This window comes from Streptomyces sp. NBC_00310, assembly GCF_036208085.1.
Lineage (GTDB): Bacteria > Actinomycetota > Actinomycetes > Streptomycetales > Streptomycetaceae > Streptomyces.
Genome location: NZ_CP130714.1, coordinates 952,799 through 970,695 on the forward strand (window position 1 = coordinate 952,799; position 17,897 = coordinate 970,695).

Here is a 17,897-nt window from a genome sequence, read left to right on the forward strand (position 1 = left end):
CCGTGCTCCCCGCACCGCGGGGATGGTCCCCACGCAACACTGTTGCGGTCGAACAGCTCGCTCTGCCCCCGCACACGCGGGGATCGTCCCGAGGCGTCGCTGGGCGGCATGGCTGCGAACCGGTGTCCCCCGCACTCGCCGCCGGCATAGCGGGGACGGTCCCGAGACCGATGCAAACATCGACTCAACTGGTCGGTGGGCGAGGTGTCCGATTCGATGCAAGTGCCTGCGAACGTCGCCTGCGTGACGCAAACTCGCAGGTGAGAAAGTCTGCTCCCCGCACCCGCGGGGATGGTCCCTTCCTCCGGCGGTGCGGATTCACCGAACAGGTCTGCTCCCCGCACCCGCGGGGATGGTCCCGAGCGCAACCAAGTCGTCAAGCTCCACAAGCAGTGCTCCCCGCACCCGCGGGGATGGCCCCTTCCACAGCTCATCGGGCAGGTAGAGGGTGGCGTGCTCCCCCGCGAAAAGCGGGGACGACACCTCGTCGGGTTGAGCTAGCGTCGACTCAGCTTCCTGGTGGGCGATATGTTCAATTCAGTGAAAGTGCCTACGAACGGCGCATGCGTGACGCAAACTCGCAGGTAAAGAAGTCTGCTCCCCGCACGAGCGGGATGGTCCCGCGTCCAGCCGTAGCGCAGCGTCCACTGGTGGGCTGCTCCCCGCATGAGCGGGATGGTCCCATTCCGAAGGTGCGCATGGTCGACCACGGCTTCTGCTCCCCGCACGAGCGGGGATGGTCCCTGGTGGCGGGCGGTGGGCAGTCCGGACGTGGACTGCTCCCTGCACGAGCGGGGATGGTCCCGAGAGACTCGCCTGCACGCCGAGGGAGTCGGCCTGCTCCCCGCACGAGCGGGGATGGTCCCGCCAGGATCTCGGCGGCGTCCCCGGTGTACGGCTGCTCCCCGCACGAGTGGGGATGGGCCCAGGCTGGCTGTGACCGCCACCCCGCCCACGACGTGCTCCCCGCGCCGGCGGGGATGGTCCCTTCTCGACGTAGAGGTTCGAGCCGTAGAAGAAGTGCTTCCCGCGCGAGCGGGGATGGCTGCCCTTCGTCTCAGGCCTGGTCGTTCGTGGGCTCCGGTGATCAGCTCTGTTGGGTGATGCCGTCTCGCCGCCTTATCCGCAGGCGCTGGGTGCCCCGCGCTGCGGCAAGGACCTACGCACCGGCGTTGGGCAGGTCCGCCAACGTACGATGTGTGGTCAGTCGGGAACAGGAAGCCAGCTTCTTGCGATTTGTAACTCAGTGGCCGGGATGACGGAATCGGTGAAAGTACCGTTAAATGACACCCGGCGGTTGTGAAGCTGCAGGTCGCCGAGGTGCTCCCCGCGCCCGCGGGGATGGTCCCTGCGCCGGACCCTGCGCGCCGGCGTGGGAGGTGTGCTCCCCGCGCCCGCGGGGATGGTCCCGCCGACCGGGGGCCACGTCAGATGGAGCTGACGTGCTCCCCGCGCCCGCGGGGATGGTCCACGTTCGGCTGCGTGAGCGCCGGATAGTAGGTGGTGCTCCCCGCGCCCGCGGGGATGGTCCCAACGTCGAGCTGAGAGGGTGGTATGGGAGCACATAGGAGATTTGTCGTCACCTGAACGTGTGGCGGTGCGGCATCCCGGCCGGTCGGCGGCCATGAGCATGCCGAGCCGGCCCGAATCAGGCTGTGCTCGGTCGGGCGTCACCTCCCGTGCCTGCCCGTCGCGCTCTCTGGCCGGCCTGGAATCCTCACTCTAAGCAATCATTCGATTACTATGTGTATAGAGTAGAGATTCTGGCCCAGCCCGGGACTTCGCAGACCGGAGTACTCGCCGGGCGCCCATCCACCCGGGAAGGGAACAACATGATCCGTAAGCTGGCTGCGGAACTGCTGGGAACAGGACTGCTCGTATATTTCGCCGTCGGGGCGGCAACCCTTTCGTTCGGCTTCGGGACTGCGGGGAGCAGTTACGCCGCTGGTGTGGTCGCTACCGCGCTCGCGTTCGGTCTCGTCCTATTGGCACTGGCGTACGTGCTCGGGCCCGTCTCCGGCTGTCACGTCAACCCAGCCGTCACCATCGGAGCCCTGTTGACGGGCCGAATTCCGCTGGTCCAGGCGGTCGGTTACTGGGCTGCGCAGTTCATCGGCGGCATCCTCGGGGCTTTGCTCCTGTGGGCCACGTTCGCCGGTTCACCCAGGTACAGCCGTTCGGCCACCGGCCTTGGGGCCGACGGCTGGGGCGCCGCCAGTGCTATCCACATCAATGGGGGCGGCGCCTTCCTGGCCGAGGTGGTGCTGACCACACTCTTTGTTTTCGTCGCCCTCGGCGCGACAGATGAGGCCGCGAATGCCACCGTGGCAGGGCTGACAATCGGTCTGGCGCTCGCCGTGTGCCACCTTATCGGGATTCCGATCACTGGAACGTCGGTGAACCCGGCCCGCAGTCTCGGTCCTGCCCTCATCATCGGCGGGACGGCCCTTTCCCAGGTCTGGCTCTTCATCATCGCCCCCCTCGCGGGTGGCATCCTGGCGGCCGGCCTTTACCGGCTGGTTTTCCCGAAGTCCGAACCCGTCCCGCATGAAACCTTGACCAGCGGCGTTGAATAAGAGGGCGTCAACCTCGATTCTTCAGCGGAGTTCGGCCGCTGACCTGCTCGGCGGTTCACCCCGCCACGTCCCCAAAGGGCGGTATGGGAACTGATGCCCGATTCTCCATTTCGTGCGGGACAAGCGGGCAGGTCGTGGCGACGTCGGTCGACTACGGCCGAGGCAGGGTGAACAAGCCTGGCTCGGTCTCGGTCAGGATCCCGCGGTCGGCCAGCCGCTTGAGCTTGAGGCGGACGTTGTTGATGTTGTTGGGCGCGACCGCCACGTCCATCGCCTCGCACACCTGCCGCGCACGCAGCGGATCGTCGGCCGTGGTGAACACCGCCATGATCTGCTGGTAGGCCGGATGATCCGGCAGTTTCGGTGCCGGCGGTGCGGACGGCCGCGGATCGGGCAGTTCCAGCAGCGTCTTGCGGGTGATCCGGACCTCCTCGGCGGCTCTGCCGAGTTCGTCCAGGCCGTACGGTCAGCTGCACGATCTGCTTTCCCGCATCGTCTCGGCCTGCGCGGTGATCTCGCGTTCCCGCTCCTCCAGCCGTGCCAGCACCGCGCCGAGGGTCAGCTCCCCGGCGGTCATGTGCTGCGCCAGGCCGGCGTGGTCGCCCCGGTCAGCCGGCGCAGTATCACCGCGGTCATCGCCCAGTACACCCGCGACTCCGAACTGCGGGGCAGATGCTCGTAGTCGCGCACCAGCCTGCGGTGCAGCATCAAGATCCCATAGGCGGAGAGTCGGCCCGGGACGCGGTGGTCGGGTTTCCCCGACTCCGTTTCCCCGGGCCGCTCACCGAACCGGACGTGCGACTCTCACCGCATCCGGCTCTCCACAGGTTCCTGTCGTTGGTCGATGAACTATGCGATCCACGGTGTCGGGATGTTCAGCCCGCGCCATCGGTAGCGGGTAACCGTCACCGAAGCGATGTTGAACAACGTGACTCCGTCCAGGGCGATCTGCCGCCAGCCCTGAGGGCCTTTGAACTGTCGGCGCAGGGCCGTCCACGTCATGCGCCGCCGGTACGTGATCATGTTGTCCACGCGCCACCACACGAACGAACGTAAGGTGTTGAACGTGTGCTTGGCGACGGCGTGCTTGAAGTAGTTGGCCCAGCCGCGCAGGATCTGGTTGATCCTCGACAGCACGGCGACGAACGGGACCTGCGACCTCCGGTGGGTCAGCGCCCGGATCTTGCGCTTCAGTTCGCGGACCGGCTTGTCCGCGATGAAGGTATAGACGTAGTGCTTGTCCGTTCCCCGCTTGCGCATCCACTTGATGTGGAAGCCGAGGAAGTCGAACCCGTCGGCCATGTGCACCACGCGTGTCTTGGACGGCGACAGGCGCAGTCCGAGCGGGGCGAGGGCCTCGCCGATCTCCGTCTTCAGCGCCTCGACGTGGTGGCCTTCGCCCCTGACGAGCACGACGAAGTCGTCCGCATAGCGCACGATCCGCCAGTTCGGCAGGTTCTTGGCCACCCGTGTGAAGCGACGTGAGTCGCTGGACATCGTCCCGCCGGGCTTCCACGCCCCCATCACGTGCTCATCGAGCACGGACAGGGCGATGTTGGCCAGCAGCGGAGAGAGGATCCCGCCTTGCGGGGTGCCGGTCTCAGACGCCTCCATCGCTCCGGTCTCCCGCAGGATTCCGGCCTTCAGGAACGCCTTGACCAGGGCGAGCACGCGCTTGTCCTTGACCCGAGAGCGCACCTGGTCCATGAGGGCCGTGTGGTCGATCGAGTCGAAGCACGCCTCGATGTCCGCGTCCAGGACCTGGCGGTAGCCTTGAGTGCCCCAGAAGTGGATCTCGGCGATCGCGTCGTGCGCCCTCCGGTTGGGGCGGAACCCGTAGGAGACCGGCGCAAAGTCGGCCTCGAAGACGGGTTCCAGCACCAGTTTCAGTGCGGCCTGGACCACGCGGTCGGCCACGGTCGGGATGCCCAGACTCCTCAGTTTCCCGCCGTGCTTGGGGATCATCCGCTCGCGTACCGGCAGCGGGCGGAACGTCCGCTGCCGCAGCTGCTCGCGCAGCTGGTCCAGGAACACCTCCACGCCCACCCGCTCGGCGATGGACCGGACCGTGGCCCGATCCACGCCGGCAGTGCGGGCACCGGTGTTGCCGGCGACCCGGTCCCACGCCAGCGCGAGGAACCTGCGGTCGCATACCAGGTGGTACAGATCATCGAAGCGGCAGCCGGGATCGGCCGCCGCCCAACGGTGCAGCTTGGTCTGCATCTCCCGTACCCGCAGCGGCCGCACCAACGGCGCGTCGCGCTGCGCGGCCGGAGTCTCCACCCCGGCGTCTTCGAGCATTGCAGTCCCCTTCTACTCGTAACCTGCTGCCGCCTTCGCCATGTACGCGGCTTTCCCGCGCTCGGACTACTACGGCGGCTCCGCCCCGCCCCGACCCGGTCGGCCGACGATGGGCCCAGCCCGGATTGCCGCGCCGGATGCGTGGCCCGTGGCAGGACCGGGACGGTTCCCGTGTTCACTTGTGATCGCTTGTCGGAGTAGGCGCCCGGCTATACCCCGGCGGCATCGCCACGGTTACGCCGCAGTCCTTCACCGTGGCCTTGCGCAGCAGCGAACGAGACCACCGCACAAGTCGCCTGCCCGAGCAGATGGCAGACGTGCACCGCACCCAGCCCAGATCCGTCAGGTTCGAGCCGGTGGGAATTCGTTACGAGGCTTCACGCACCGGTTCCTCTCTTACACCTCTCCGTCGTGCTCGCCGGGCACACGGCCATCTGACGGTTCTGGCCCCGCCCCGGCTTTGTCAGGGCTGCTTCCCGCCCTCCCCGGCACCTCCCGGATCAGGCTGCCCTCAGCTTCAACCCCACTGCTGCGACAGCAGGTTGGTGCAGGTCTCTCACCTCCACACGATCAACAAGCGCCTCACGGCGCACACGCTCCACGACCCACCGCTTGGGGATCGGCACGAACCCGGAATGCGCCGGGTTGCGCTCCACGACCTCCACCTCGATGCCCACCTTCTCCCCGTGCGCGACGACGGCATTCTTGAAACCCTGGTCGACCAGGGCCTTCTGCACGGTGTCAGTGTCGGCTGCGACCTCGTCCAGCAACGCGATGCCGGCGGCGTTGTCGTGCACGGACGCCACCACGCTCGTCACCCAGACCGTCCACACCACCGCGCACAGGCTCCGCTGGCCCCAGTGGCGACGACGCCGTCAAGCCCGGGCCTGCCACTACCAACGGCGGCCCGCCCCACAGTCACATTCGCACGATTAACCTCTCGGCTGGCTTCCGCTGTCTTCTTCCTTGTGGTGCTCGAAGTTGCCCTTGTGGCTCTTCGCACGCTCGGCGCGCACCATCTCGTCGGGCCTGGCCGCCACCTCGCGCTGCCGCTCGTCGTCAAAGTGCCGACAGATCAATGCGGCCTCGATACGGCGCAGGCGGGCGGCGCCGGACGGAGACCGCCTATCGGCCCGGAGTGGGCTGAGACGCCCTCTCCTCACGAAACGAGCCGCTCCAGCTCGTCCGTGATGAACGGGCCAGGATCCGGCACCGCATTCGGCAGCGCCTGCTCGGCCCAGATGGTCTTTCCGGTGGAGGACTGGCGGGTGCCCCAGCCGTGGGTGAGCTGGGCCACGAGAAGGAGCCCGCGGCCACCCTCGTCGAAGACGCGGGCACGGCGCAGGTGGGGGGCGGTGTTGCTTGCGTCGGAGACTTCGCAGATCAGCGTACGGTCGTGGATCAAGCGCAACTGGATGGGCGGTTCGGCGTACCGGATGGCGTTGGTGACCAGCTCGCTGACCACCAACTCAGTGGTGAAGAGAACCTCTTCGAGTTCCCATTCACCCAGTTGAGCGGAGACGTTCTTGCGGGCCTGGCCCACGGCCACAGGATCGGCCGGGATGTCCCAGGTGGCCACCTGTCCGGCGTCCAGGGCGTTGGGGCGGGCAATCAGCAGGGCGATGTCGTCCTGGGGACGATCGGGCAACAGGGCTTCGAGCACCGTGTCGCATGCCTCGTCCAGAGACCGGACAGGCCGGGTGAGCGCCTGGCGCAGCATGCCGAGTCCTTGGTCGATGTCGTGATCGCGGGACTCGACGAGTCCGTCGGTGTAAAGGACCAACAGGCTACCCTCGTCCAGTTCCACCTCGGCAGACTCGAAGGGGAGGCCGCCCAGGCCCAGTGGTGGACCAGCCGGGAGGTCGAGGAGGTCGACGCTTCCCTCGGGAGTGACCATGAAAGGCAGTGGATGACCCGCGCGGGCCAAGGTGCAACGGCGGGAAACAGGATCGTAGACCGCGTAGAGACAGGTGGCGCCGACGTCTCCTGCGGCCGGTGTATCTGCGATGTCCGTTGCGGCACCACCAGGGGTGTACGTCCCGCCGTCGGCAGCCTCGTCGGCGAGATGGGTGACGAGGTCGTCGAGGTGAGTCAGCAGTTCGTCGGGAGGGAGGTCCACGTCAGCCAAGGTGCGAACCGCGGTACGCAGGCACCCCATGGTGGCTGATGCCTGGATGCCGTGACCGACCACGTCACCGACCACCAGCGCCACCCGCGCTCCGGAGAGCGGGATGACGTCGAACCAGTCGCCGCCCACGCCTGCCCGGGCGCCGGCGGGAAGATAACGGAACGCGGCCTCGACCGCCGACTGCCGTGGCAGCCATCGAGGCAGCAGGCTGCGCTGCAGGGTGAGGGCAGTGCTCCGCTCACGGGTGTAGCGGCGGGCGTTGTCGATGCAGAGCGCGGCGCGGGCCGTGATCTCCTCAGCGAGCAGCCCGTCGTCGGGGTCGAACGCCTCCTGGAGCCGGCGGCGGCCGAAGAGGGCCACGCCCAGGGTCTCCCCACGCGCCCGCATCGGCACCACCATCAGATGGAACTCCGCTCGCGGTGCCGCGTGGACCGCTGTGTCCTGATCCTGATTCGCCCACGGCCCGCTGGTGGAATCCGGCCCGGTGACCAGTCGCAAGACGGTGCGCCTGGTCCCCAGGCACTCAGCCTGGGGCGAAGCCTCCGGATAGGTCCGCAGGTCGTCGACCGTCAGGGGAATCTCGGGGCAGGTCTCTGTGATCGACGCATGGGCGAGATGGCGGAGCACGACGGGCGTGACCGTCCGCGAGGGGGAGCCGGGCTCACCATCGACGTCACCGGAGGTGAGTATGTCGACACCCACGAAGTCCGCCAGCCCTCGAACGGCGACGTCGGCGAGCTCCTGCGCGGTGCGCACCATGTCCAGGGTGCGGCCGATACTCGCACTCGCCTCGTTGAGCAGTTGGAGCCGCCGCCGCGCCCAGTGCTGCTGGGTCTCGTCGTGCCCACTGAGACACACGGCGTGCACCTCGCCGTCGGCGTCTTGCAGCGGGGCGAGGGAGACCGCCCATGCCTGGTGACGGCCCTGGCCGGGCGTACTGAAGACATTCTCCCGATGCTGTGGCCTGCCCGTCTCCAACACCTCACCTATGGCCTTGTCGGTGGCCTCCAGATCAGGGTGCGGAACGATCTCCGACACACGCAGCCCACGCATCTCCGGCAGCGTGAGACCCAGTCCCCGTTCCATCACCACGTTGGCCAGCCGCATGCGCCGGTCACTGTCGTAGATCGCGACTCCGCAGGGCTGCTGGGCGAAGGCCCGCTCCAGCAGTTCGGCGTCGTCCTGGGGACTGACCTTGCCCGCGACGGGCGACACGACCAGCCACTCGCTCTCCTCCTGGCTGCCGAAGAACCGCCGCCGATGTACCAGCAACCTGACCGCCACGCTGTGACCGTCCCGATGCCGCAGCTGGACCGTCCCGTGCCATCGGGGCTGGTCTGCCCAGGGGACCCGGTCCGCCAACGATCGCAGCGTTGATTCGGACAGGTCATGCGCCAACAGACGAGCGGCAGACTGTCCCACGATTTCCGCGGTGGTGTAGCCCAGCAGCATTTGGGCCTCAGCGCTCCAGCCCGTCACGGTGCCCCGCCCATCGATGACGGCTGAAGCGGTGTAGCCGACGACAGTGTCGTGCTCGTGCTTCATGGTCTGATCCCCTCGTTTCGGAGAGGCCCCGCCCGGGGTCCGGAGGGTCTCACCGGCGAGCTGTGTGTAATAACCAGCATGCGCCCTGGCACGGCAAACGCCCAAGGTGCTGGTGTTTGTCGTCGGTGCCAGGCGGCCTGCACCGCTGTCGCGGCCCTGACCTGCAAAGTCCCAGCTCACCAAGATCCCCGCCCCTGGAGCCTCGCGGCGCACTACCGACGGATCGGATACACCATGGGGCGGGGCGCCATCCGAGATGGCGAAGAAGAGTCGCGTCACGGAACGTGCCAGTGCCACCGTGAGGCGTGACATCGACAACATTCGTGCCGTTCGTCGGCGCCGTACTCGGTGGCCTCGTGTCGACGCTGGCTCAGTCTCCCTGGCGCGCGCGTCGGAGCGGGCCGAAATGCGGCGGTCACCCTTGCGATCGACTACTACAAGGAGGGCGGTTCCGACCGGGAGACGTGGAACCGGATCTGCGACGGGCTCGCGCACGAGGCGATGAACCTGATGATGGCTCTGTCCGCTCCGGCTCACCCGCATCTGGCCCGGGACTGCGAGCGGGCGGTGCGGGAGGCTGCGGGCGTCACGCCACGCGAGGGCGGTATGCGCGAGGCGCTTCAGCAGCAGGTCGCCAAGGGGATGCTGATGTCCGTGGTCACCGCCGGCCAGCAGATGATGGTCGAGCCCGAGGAGTGGCCGGACGAGCTCCCGGCCGCAGTGCTTGGCGCGGTGCGGAACTCGAAACAGATCAAGGCCGACCCGACCATGGCGAACCTGCGCGATTACATTACTGCTGAATTCCGCTTTCGGTGGGTATAGCTGCTGGTAGCGGGGTGGTTGCGGGTGCTCGGGGGCGGGTGCTGGACGATGGTGTTACGGGCACGGCCGGGCCGTGACGAGGGTGAGCAAGCGGTGGTCCACCGTCTGGCGGCTGCCAGGAAGGCGCCGAAGGTTCTGGTGGAGCGGTGCCGGATGGTGGAGCTGAGCTGGGACGGCTGGCTGGTCCCGCGGATCGCTGACGAGCTGAGGTGCAGTCAGACGCCATCCGCTTTCCGAACGTGTTGCGTTGGTCCGGGATGGGTGGGCATGAACTCCGGTTGGTAGCGGGAGAGATGAGCGTGGTTCGTCCGCTCGTCTGGCTCGTGGAGGTGGTGGCTGGTGCCGTCGGTGCTCGGTCTGCTGGAAGCCCGGGAGAAGAGAGTTCGGGAAGAGATCGCGCGGTTGCGGGAGGAGGCCGAGCAGGTGCAGGCCGCGCTCGGTGAGGCGGAAGGAGCCCTTCAGCGGCTGGTGGATGCCCGGGCGACGGTGGCCGAGGTGCTGGCCGAGCCGTCTTCGGCAGTCGCGGAGCCGGTGCGGGGCGCCATGGCGGGTTCACCGGTGCCGCACCGGATCGACGGCATGGCGGCGTCGGTACTCGCGCCGGATTATCAGCAGATCGTGTCGGTGCTGGAGTCGGAGGCGGGCCGAGAGGGGATGCGCTGCCAGCAGCTGGCCGTGGCCCTCGGCCTTCAGGCGGTCCCGGCGAAGGTCGAGGGACTGCGGTCGAAGGCGAAACGCCTGGTGGAGCGAGGGTGGGCCCTCCAGGTGCGGCCGGGGGTGTTCACCGCGCTCGAAGGGCCGGCCGGCTGAAAGCACCTGGGCGGCGTCCGGCCAGGCGGCCGCTCATAAGCATGGTCATCGACCACAGCACCATGGCCTCGTGCATGGCGGGCAGCGTCTCGTAGTCACGCGCCAGACGACGTGAGCGCATCAGCCAGCTCAGCGTTCTTTCCACCACCCACCTGCGGGGCAGCACCACGAACCCGGTGGTGTCGTCGGTGCGTTTGACGATGTCGAGGGTGAGCTGGAGTTTCTCGGCTGCCCAGTCGACCAGGCGCCCGGCATAGCCGCCGTCCGCCCACACCAGGCGGATGGAGAAGTACATCTTCCGAAGCCGCTCGAGCAGGGGGACGGCGGCGTCGCGGTCCTGCACGCTCGCCGCGGTCACAGCCACGGCCAGGACCATGCCGAGGCAGTCCACCACCAGGTGCCGCTTGCGGCCGCCCACCTTCTTCCCGCCGTCCCAGCCGGAGGTGGAGCGCGGGATGTTCGCCGCTGCCCGCACCGACTGTGAGTCCACGATGGCAGCAGTCGGATCCACCGTGCGGCCTTCCTTCTGGCGGACCTTGTCGCGCAGCCGGTCGTGGAGCTCGGCGAGCAGACCCGTGATCTGCCAGCGGCGGGCGAAAGCATGCACCCGCCGATACGGCGGGAAGTCCGCAGGCAGGTTGACCCACTTGACGCCGTTGTCGGCCACATAGCGGACCGCGTCGATCATCTGCCGGTGGCAGAAGCCCTCCGGCCGCCCGCCCCGGCCCTCCAGCCAGGCCGGAACCGGCAGCACTGCCCGGATGACCTGCCACTCCGCCTCCGTCATGTCGGAGGCGTAGCACGCAGTGCGGTCCGGCCGGTCTGCCGCGTTGCCGAACCTGTGCGCGAGGCAGTCACACGACAGGGAAGGCGAGTTGGACTCCACGCACGCGAGCGCGAAAGACTGCGGCAACAGGGCCTCCTGGTGCTTGGTTTGGTTCGCACCCCCGAGCTACCAAGAGGCCCTGCTGTCATGCGCCGACTCTCGCGCGATCACCCGATCAGGAACCCTGTTCGAGCAGGCCAACTCCGTGATCGATAAGCGGATGGCGTCTCAGAAGACGGTGCGTCGCTGGCTGCACCGCTTCAACCGCTTGGGGCTTGAGGGCCTGGAGGATCTGGGCGGGCAGGGCCGCAAGCGAAGGATCACCGAGGCCGAACGCTCCCGGATCATCGCGATGGTCAAGCAGACTCCGCCCGGCCGGCTTGAGGTGCAGCCGTCGAACGAGATGTGGGCCGCGGACGAGTCGGGACCCTCGGAGTGGACCTTGGACGCACTGGCTGCCGCGGCCCGGGGCCTGGGAATCGAGGTCAGCCGCTCCCAGGTTCGCCGCATCCTGGTGGCCGAGGGCGTGCGTTGGCGGCGCACGCGCTCGTGGACGCGCTCGAGAGATGCGGACTTTGAGGGAAAAGGACGCGGATCGTCGAGCTCTACACCAGCCCGCCCGCCGGCGCGACGGTCGTCTGCGCCGACGAGCTCGGCCCGGTGATCCCACGCTCCTTCCCGCCGGCACCGGGCTGGTCACCGGACGGACACCGCATCAAGAACGAGATCGACTACTCCCGCGGACCGGAGAAAACCTGGGTCTACGGCGCCTTACGCGTCCGCGACGGCCAGGAACTCACGATGACCGCCACCTCCCGCAACAGCGCCTTCTACCAGCAGTTCCTTCAGCTGGTCGAGGACGCCAACCCCATCGGGGACATCTATGTGATCACCGACAACCTGTCCTCGCACAACAGCGTGTCCACCCGGACCTGGCTCGAGGACCACCCCCGCATCAGGCACGTGTTCATCCCGGTCGGCGCCTGCTGGCTCAACCTCCAAGAGGGCTGGTGGCGCATCTTCCGCAAGACGGGCCTTCCCCCGTGAAGGTGGGCACGCGGTTATTGATCACGCCGCGAGCGTGAGTTTAGCGGTGTGGTGTCGGCGTTCGTATTCGTTGGGGCTGATGTGGCCGTTGGCGGAGTGCCGGCGGCGGGTGTTGTAGCGGGTCAGCCAGGCAAATACCGTCTTTCTGCAGGTGCCGGCGTCGCCGTAGTCGCGAGCGCCCTGGAGAGTCTCGCGTTTCAGGGACGCGTGGAAACTCTCGCAGGCCGCGTTGTCCGCGCTGGTGCCGACCGCACCCATCGACCGGGTCACCCCGAGCTGGTCGCAGAGGCCGGCGAAGGACCGGGAGCCGTACTGGGCGAGTTCAACCAGTCGTTGCAACACCGGGCTGTTGCAGCGAGCGTAGCTGCTCTTCGAAGACCTCGGCGGGTGTCCGCCAGCCGAGGGTCTTGCGGGGCCGGTTGTTGATCGCCATGGCGACGGCTTCGAGGTCCGTGGACGACCACCGGGACAGATCGGTGCCCTTCGGGAAGTACTGACGCAGCAGCCCGTTCGTGTTCTCGTTCGTCGGTCGTTGCCAGGGTGAGTGGGGATCGGCGAAGAACACCTTCGTCCCGGTATCGATGGCGAACTGGGCGTGGCCGGAGAGTTCCTTTCCGCGGTCCCAGGTGAGGGTTTTGCGTAGCTGCTCGGGCAGCTGCGTCATCGACGTCGTGAGCGCCGCGTTCATCGCGATCGCGCCATAGCCCCCGAGTGAGGTGCCGTTCTTCACGGGCGGATTCTCGCCCCAGCCCTCGAGCCGGGGCAGGTGCACCAGGAGCGTGGAGCGGCTGCTGCGCTCGACCAGCGTGCCGATCGCGGAGCGACCCGTCCCGATGATCAAATCGCCTTCCCAGTGTCCGGGGACCGCGCGGTCTGCGGCCTCGGCGGGGCGTTCGCTGAGGATGACGTCCGCGGTGACATGCCCCTGCGGTTTGTTCTGTGACCGTGCACGGGGAGTCCGCAGCGCCCGGCCGGTGCGCAGACACGTGACCAGTTCCCGCTTGAGCGCGCCACGGCCCTCGATGAACAGCGCCTGGTAGATCGCTTCGTGGCTGATGCGCATGGACTCATCATCGGGGAAGTCGACATGGAGACGGTGCGAAATCTGCTCCGGGCTCCATGCCGTCGCCCATCGTCTGTCCTGCCGGTGCGGCTTGTTCAGCCCTTTCCATGCGGGCGTCCTGGGCCCGGCGACGATCGTGTTGTCGGGGCGGCGGACACTGCCGACGAGCCGGTCCTGCACGTACTCACGCAACCTGTCGTTGCCTGTGAGCTTCGCGGTCCTCGGGCGCTTGGCGGCCTGCTGTGCTTTCCACTGGGCGACCGTCGCGCGGTACTCCTGCTTGCCGCCGCGCGTGGCGGCGTTGCGGCGCAGTTCGCGAGAGATCGTTCCGGGGTCACGCCCCAGGGCGCGGGCGATCTCGCGCACGCCCTTGTTCATCGCCCTGAGGATCGCGATCTCCTCGCGCTCCTCGAACGCGAGGTACCGGCCCGTGGGCTCGGCCAACGAGATCGGAGGCATGCCGCCAGCGTGACGAAACCACCTCGCACCCACCGGCCACGACACGCCGACCGCCAACGACGCCTCCACCGTCGTGACCCCCGTGGCGATCAGCCGCCAGAACTGGCGCTGCACGACTCGAGACGGATCAGGCCGCCCCGGCGAACGCATCGCCGGCCGCAACGCACGATCAGCGCGCCACTGCCGACGCCGACCCTCCGGAACATCGCTGGTCTTCAAACTCCAGTCCGCCGTGGCCACGTCGCACACCTCCGAGATCAAAGTGTTGCGACGACCAGTTGAATCCACCCTGGGCCCCATGGTCGGAGTGGAACACGGCACCGTCCAGGCCACCTCGGGTCGAGGCCGCCATCCGCAGTGCGTCGGCGACCAGACTGGTGCGCATGTGGTCGGCGATGGACCAGCCGACGACCTTGCGGCTGAAGCAGTCCAGCACGGTCGCGAGATAGAGGAACTCCCCGCCTGCCAGCGGGAGATACGTGATGTCGCCCATGTATTTGCGCCCCGGCTCGGTGGCGGTGAAGTCCCGCTGGAACAGGTCCGGGACCGGTGAGGTGGCCGGGTCCGGGACGGTGGTGCGCACGCGTCTGCGCAGGCGGATTCCGGTGATGGAGAACGCCCGCATGATCCGGGCGACCCGCTTTTCGTTGACCCGCCGCCCTTTCCCGCGGAGCTCGGCGGTCACTCGCGGGGAGCCGTAGGCTCCGCCGGACTCGCCGTGGACCTCGCGGATCTCCTCGGCCAGGACCCGGTCCTGCCGCTGCCGGGCGGCCCGGGCCTCGGCGCCGGCGAGCCACTTGTAGTAGCTGGACCGGTTCACGTCCAGGACCTGGCAGAGCCGCTTCACCTCGTAGGTGTCCCGGTGGTCGTCAACGAACTGGAAGCGGGTCCTCACCAGTTCGTCTCCCCGGCGAAATACTTGGCCGCCTTGCGGAGGATGTCCCGCTCGGTGGCGAGCTTGCGCTCACTCGCCTCGAGCTCGGCCACCCGCGCCTCCAGCTGCCGCACCCGCTCGTGCGGATCAGCGGACGCCGCCGCCTCCCGAGGCCGGGCGGCCGGCTTCGCAGCCGCGGCGCTGACGCCACGGCGTTCGCGCTCACGCAGCACCCACTCACGCAGGGTCGCCCGGTTGACGCCCAGGTCAGCGGCGACGCTCTTGTACGTCGCCCCGGGTGTGGACTCGTACAGGGCCACGGCATCGGCCTTGAACTCGTCCGAGTAGTCCTTCATCGCCATCGGCGGGTCTTCTCGCTTCCTCCGGATCAAGCAGATCCAGTATCAGCGTGTCCACCACCCAGGGGGAGGCCCCGACCGCCCTGGCCGGACGCTCCTTCGGCGACCGCGACCACATCACCCACGCCACCGAAGTGGCCACAGCCCAGCTCAACGCCCGCGCCCGCCCCTGGATCTGGGGCAGACCCGCACCGCCCACACGGCGCTTACGCCGCCGATATGTGTACGTCCTTTGAGGAACGAAGCAGTAGGGACCAGTTCGCGTTACGAGCGCAGGACGGTAGAGCAACCCCGTCCTGGCGAGGCCAGTTCGGGGGTTTTCGTCTGCCCGCGCCGCGCGGCCGGGTATCGGTGGTGCCCGACTGTGCTGATCGAATGGGGCAGGAGGGGCCGATGGCGACGCGGGTGTTTTCTGATGAGGAGCTGGAAGGTTTATGGTCCTTCCCTGCGACCGGCAAGGACGAGATGACCCGCCACTTCACGCTCACCTCGGCCGATCAGGCGTTCCTCGGCAAGTTCCGCCGGGCCCAGAACGTACGCGGCGCCGCCGCCCAGCTCTCGAATCTGCCCTGGCTGGGGTTCGTTCCCGACGACATCCCCTCCGCGCCGCCCGCGGCGGTGGGGCGTCTGGCGAGGCAGCTCGAGCTCGCCGTCGCCGACCTGGCGGGCTGCGGAGAGCGCGAGCAGACCCGCACGGACCACCTGCGGGAGATTGCCGAGTACCTGTCGTGGTAGCCCGCGAAAGCGATCGCGCTCAAGGAGCTGGACGAGTTCCTGCTGGCCCGCTCGATGGAGCACGACTCCCCGAGCCTGCTGTTCCGGCTGGGATGTAGTCATCTCCAGGCATTTGGTGGGGTGTCTCGGTCTTCTCCGGATACGCCATCTCGGTCGTGGCTACACGCGACCCGGACACGCTGACGTACTCCAGCTCTATGTCCTCCGCCAACACCTCACACGCATCCACCCGGGACTTCGGTACGACGCTGACAAGCCAGGACGACCATGACTTCGAAGCTCACCGGCACCGTCGCACTTGTCACGGGCGCGAGCGGCGGTATCGGCGCCGCCACCGCCCGCCTCCTCGCCGAGCAGGGCGCCTCCGTGGCGCTGGTGGCCCGGCGCAAGGACCGCCTGGACGGTCTCGCCACAGAGATCACTCAGGCTGGAGGTTCGGCCCTGGCGGTGGCGGCGGACATTGCCGACTCCGAGCAGGCCGAGGCAGCGGTGCATCAGACCGTCGACCATGTCGGACGCCTGGACATTCTGGTCAACAACGCCGGCCTGATGCTCCTAGGCCCCGTCGTCGGCGCGGACCCCAAGGAGTGGGAGCGCATGATCACGGTCACCGTCCAGGGCCTGCTGCGAACTGTGGATCATGCCCACTGACCAGCCCTGCCCGCCCCAACCGCCTCCACGCCCCCAGACGCCGCCGCACGACGCCCGAGTGAAACGGGCGGACCCGTAGTTCACTCGGCCGTGCCCTTGCCCTGATGTAGCGCTGGCCGAAGTACGTCGCCGGCGGGGGATGTGAACCCCTGCTCCAGCTCTTCGCGCTGCTCTTCGGGGGACCGTAAATGCATTGATTTCTACGATGTTGGGCACATGACACCTCTCCCAATGAGGGGCTCGGGCTGGGCCCCTGACCTGGACCGTGCGTGCGCAGTCTCCTGCATCCGCCACTGAGGCGCCTGATCATGAAGTCCCTGATCGGCATGACCACCCCTCATCCAGGGAGAAAATTGACCCTCCTTTGCGGGGCGCTTGTTGAGGTTCACTGGCTGCGGCACACCCCAAGCCCTCCCAAAGGATCGACTCGGTATGCACTTCATCACCATCGCCGCACCCGTGGCTCGCACCGGCGCCCGTCGCGTCAGGCTGGCGACAGCGTCTCTGGTCTCCGCGGCGATGCTCATCATGTTTTCGGCGGGTGCCGCACAGGCGCACCACGGGTTCGACGACTTCGATACCGATCGCCTCTACTACATCTCGGGTACCGTCTCGCAGGTCCGCTGGGGCGAGCCGCACTCCTACTTCCACGTGACCATCGACAGCGATCTCCCCGCTGACACCCCCGAGCGCGATCTGCCTGAGGGACTGCGGGACGCCGCCGACAGCGACCCGATCAACGCCGCACCGTCCTACAGCGGTTCTCACGAGGAGCTGGAGGTCACCATCGCGCCGCCGAGCTTCACGGGGATGTGGGGCCTGGACCGCGAGCTCGAAGACGGCGAGCGGATCGAAGCCGTCGGTTACGTCGGCAGGAGTCACACCGACGAGTTCCGTCCGGTCGTGTTCTGGTACGAAGAGGGGAAACCTGTCAACCAGGTGCTCAACGAGGAACTTCCGGCGACGCCGCTGCCGGTGCCGTATCCGGAGGGCGACGCACCGTCCGCCGACGCCGACCAGGATTCCCCGTCTGCCTCAGCGGACTCCGAGGGCACGTCACCGGTCGCGGTGTGGGCCACGGTCGGTGGCGTACTGGTCGCCGTCATCGCAGGTGGAGCCTTCTACCTGCGACGACGCTCGCCCCGAGCGTGATGGCGCTCGTCATGGACAATGTCTTCTCCTGGCTGGAGGACGGCTGGTTCGCCGAGGCCGTCCGTGGCACGGCCTACCTGTACCCGATGCTCGAAAGCGTCCACATCATCGGCATCGCCCTCCTCATAGGGCCGGCCGCAGCATTCGATCTTCGGCTGCTGGGGCTCGGCCGACGGGCACTGCGGGTGACGACCGCGGCCAACTACCTGCTCCGCCTGTCACACCTCGGCTTCGTGATCGCGGCAGCCACCGGCGTGGCCATGTTCCTGCCCGGCGCGAGCCTCATCGCCGACCGTGGCAGTGCTCCGTGGAAGCTCGGCCTCATCCTGCTCGCAGGTCTGAACATCCTGATCTTCCATCGGCGGACCTACCGCAGCGTGGCCGACTGGGATATGGACCAGCCGACGCCTGTCGCCGCCCGGCTCGCCGCGGTCGTCTCCCTCACGTCGTGGTCGGGTGTCACGATCGCGGGGAGGCTCCTGGCCTACACCTGACCGCCACAGCGGCACGCCGCACCGCACCGCCCTCAGGTTCGGACGGCTCAGCGGG

Annotated in this window: 19 protein-coding genes and 1 pseudogene; 10 read left to right on the forward strand and 10 right to left on the reverse strand. The window is 67.9% G+C overall.

The annotated features are described in order from the left end of the window. Window positions 1-1,832: 1,832 nt before the first annotated feature. The gene (locus OG202_RS04165; protein WP_327731291.1) at window positions 1,833-2,576 is read left to right on the forward strand and encodes an aquaporin; all 744 of its coding nucleotides are present in this window, start codon (window positions 1,833-1,835) and stop codon (window positions 2,574-2,576) included. Window positions 2,577-2,727: 151 nt separating this feature from the next. Here the strand turns inward: OG202_RS04165 and OG202_RS04170 are convergent, their stop codons facing one another. The 5 genes from OG202_RS04170 to OG202_RS04190 all read right to left on the reverse strand — a co-directional run bounded on the left by OG202_RS04170 (window position 2,728) and on the right by OG202_RS04190 (window position 8,550). Further along, window positions 2,728-2,904, reverse strand: a complete 177-nt coding sequence (locus OG202_RS04170; RefSeq protein ID WP_327731290.1) for a hypothetical protein — start codon at window positions 2,902-2,904, stop codon at window positions 2,728-2,730. Window positions 2,905-3,149: 245 nt separating this feature from the next. Beyond that, window positions 3,150-3,284, reverse strand: coding sequence for a hypothetical protein (locus tag OG202_RS04175; RefSeq protein WP_443052206.1), 135 nt, complete (start codon window positions 3,282-3,284; stop codon window positions 3,150-3,152). A 141-nt stretch (window positions 3,285-3,425) separates the two neighbouring features. After that, window positions 3,426-4,877 carry a group II intron reverse transcriptase/maturase gene (gene ltrA, locus OG202_RS04180; protein WP_327731289.1) on the reverse strand — a complete coding sequence of 484 codons (1,452 nt, stop codon included), beginning with the start codon at window positions 4,875-4,877 and terminating at the stop codon, window positions 3,426-3,428. 500 nt (window positions 4,878-5,377) lie between these two features. Continuing rightward, window positions 5,378-5,713: a hypothetical protein gene (locus OG202_RS04185; protein WP_328222290.1), complete on the reverse strand. Its 336-nt coding sequence runs from the start codon at window positions 5,711-5,713 to the stop codon at window positions 5,378-5,380. 323 nt (window positions 5,714-6,036) lie between these two features. Then, window positions 6,037-8,550, reverse strand: a complete 2,514-nt coding sequence (locus OG202_RS04190) for a SpoIIE family protein phosphatase (RefSeq protein ID WP_443052338.1) — start codon at window positions 8,548-8,550, stop codon at window positions 6,037-6,039. 348 nt (window positions 8,551-8,898) lie between these two features. On the opposite strand from OG202_RS04190, the gene OG202_RS04195 reads away from it, so the two are divergent. Together OG202_RS04195 and OG202_RS04200 are read left to right on the forward strand one after the other, a co-directional pair. Next, entirely contained in the window at window positions 8,899-9,372 is a 474-nt protein-coding gene (locus tag OG202_RS04195) for a hypothetical protein (RefSeq protein ID WP_327731286.1), read from the forward strand. Between the two features lie 339 nt (window positions 9,373-9,711). Beyond that, window positions 9,712-10,182, forward strand: a complete 471-nt coding sequence (locus OG202_RS04200) for a hypothetical protein (RefSeq protein WP_319073433.1) — start codon at window positions 9,712-9,714, stop codon at window positions 10,180-10,182. Here the strand turns inward: OG202_RS04200 and OG202_RS04205 are convergent. Continuing rightward, on the reverse strand, window positions 10,154-10,969 hold the full coding sequence (locus tag OG202_RS04205) for an IS5 family transposase (protein WP_326584653.1): 816 nt from the start codon (window positions 10,967-10,969) through the stop codon (window positions 10,154-10,156). The genes OG202_RS04200 and OG202_RS04205 overlap by 29 nt on opposite strands. An 88-nt stretch (window positions 10,970-11,057) precedes the next feature. Here OG202_RS04205 and OG202_RS04210 point away from each other — a divergent pair, with 88 nt between their 5' ends. After that, window positions 11,058-11,672 (forward strand): helix-turn-helix domain-containing protein, encoded by a 615-nt coding sequence (locus tag OG202_RS04210; protein WP_328222292.1) that lies wholly within the window; start codon window positions 11,058-11,060, stop codon window positions 11,670-11,672. After that, window positions 11,669-12,055 carry a transposase gene (locus OG202_RS04215; RefSeq protein WP_327731285.1) on the forward strand — a complete coding sequence of 129 codons (387 nt, stop codon included), beginning with the start codon at window positions 11,669-11,671 and terminating at the stop codon, window positions 12,053-12,055. Before OG202_RS04210 ends, OG202_RS04215 begins: the two co-directional genes overlap by 4 nt. Window positions 12,056-12,076: 21 nt before the next feature. Here the strand turns inward: OG202_RS04215 and OG202_RS04220 are convergent. The 4 genes and pseudogenes from OG202_RS04220 to OG202_RS46365 all read right to left on the reverse strand — a co-directional run. Beyond that, window positions 12,077-12,373: pseudogene (locus tag OG202_RS04220) on the reverse strand (integrase core domain-containing protein); the annotation flags it as partial. Between the two features lie 4 nt (window positions 12,374-12,377). Further along, complete coding sequence (locus OG202_RS04225; protein WP_443052335.1) at window positions 12,378-13,796, reverse strand: IS30 family transposase; 1,419 nt, start codon at window positions 13,794-13,796, stop codon at window positions 12,378-12,380. Then, window positions 13,747-14,472, reverse strand: coding sequence for an IS3 family transposase (locus tag OG202_RS46360; RefSeq protein WP_443052207.1), 726 nt, complete (start codon window positions 14,470-14,472; stop codon window positions 13,747-13,749). The genes OG202_RS04225 and OG202_RS46360 overlap by 50 nt, the downstream gene beginning before the upstream one ends. Then, entirely contained in the window at window positions 14,469-14,813 is a 345-nt protein-coding gene (locus tag OG202_RS46365; protein ID WP_443052208.1) for a transposase, read from the reverse strand. The genes OG202_RS46360 and OG202_RS46365 overlap by 4 nt, the downstream gene beginning before the upstream one ends. Window positions 14,814-14,860: 47 nt before the next feature. Between OG202_RS46365 and OG202_RS04235 the strand changes: the two genes are divergently transcribed. From OG202_RS04235 to OG202_RS04255, 5 genes are all read left to right on the forward strand, one after another. Continuing rightward, window positions 14,861-15,046 carry a hypothetical protein gene (locus OG202_RS04235; RefSeq protein ID WP_327731244.1) on the forward strand — a complete coding sequence of 62 codons (186 nt, stop codon included), beginning with the start codon at window positions 14,861-14,863 and terminating at the stop codon, window positions 15,044-15,046. Between the two features lie 157 nt (window positions 15,047-15,203). Beyond that, on the forward strand, window positions 15,204-15,545 hold the full coding sequence (locus OG202_RS04240) for a DUF4158 domain-containing protein (protein WP_327731245.1): 342 nt from the start codon (window positions 15,204-15,206) through the stop codon (window positions 15,543-15,545). Window positions 15,546-15,812: 267 nt separating this feature from the next. Beyond that, window positions 15,813-16,196 carry an SDR family NAD(P)-dependent oxidoreductase gene (locus OG202_RS04245; RefSeq protein WP_327731246.1) on the forward strand — a complete coding sequence of 128 codons (384 nt, stop codon included), beginning with the start codon at window positions 15,813-15,815 and terminating at the stop codon, window positions 16,194-16,196. Window positions 16,197-16,628: 432 nt separating this feature from the next. Next, on the forward strand, window positions 16,629-17,348 hold the full coding sequence (locus OG202_RS04250) for a DUF6152 family protein (RefSeq protein WP_327731247.1): 720 nt from the start codon (window positions 16,629-16,631) through the stop codon (window positions 17,346-17,348). Next, on the forward strand, window positions 17,345-17,842 hold the full coding sequence (locus tag OG202_RS04255) for a hypothetical protein (protein WP_328222293.1): 498 nt from the start codon (window positions 17,345-17,347) through the stop codon (window positions 17,840-17,842). The genes OG202_RS04250 and OG202_RS04255 overlap by 4 nt, the downstream gene beginning before the upstream one ends. Window positions 17,843-17,897: the final 55 nt, after the last annotated feature.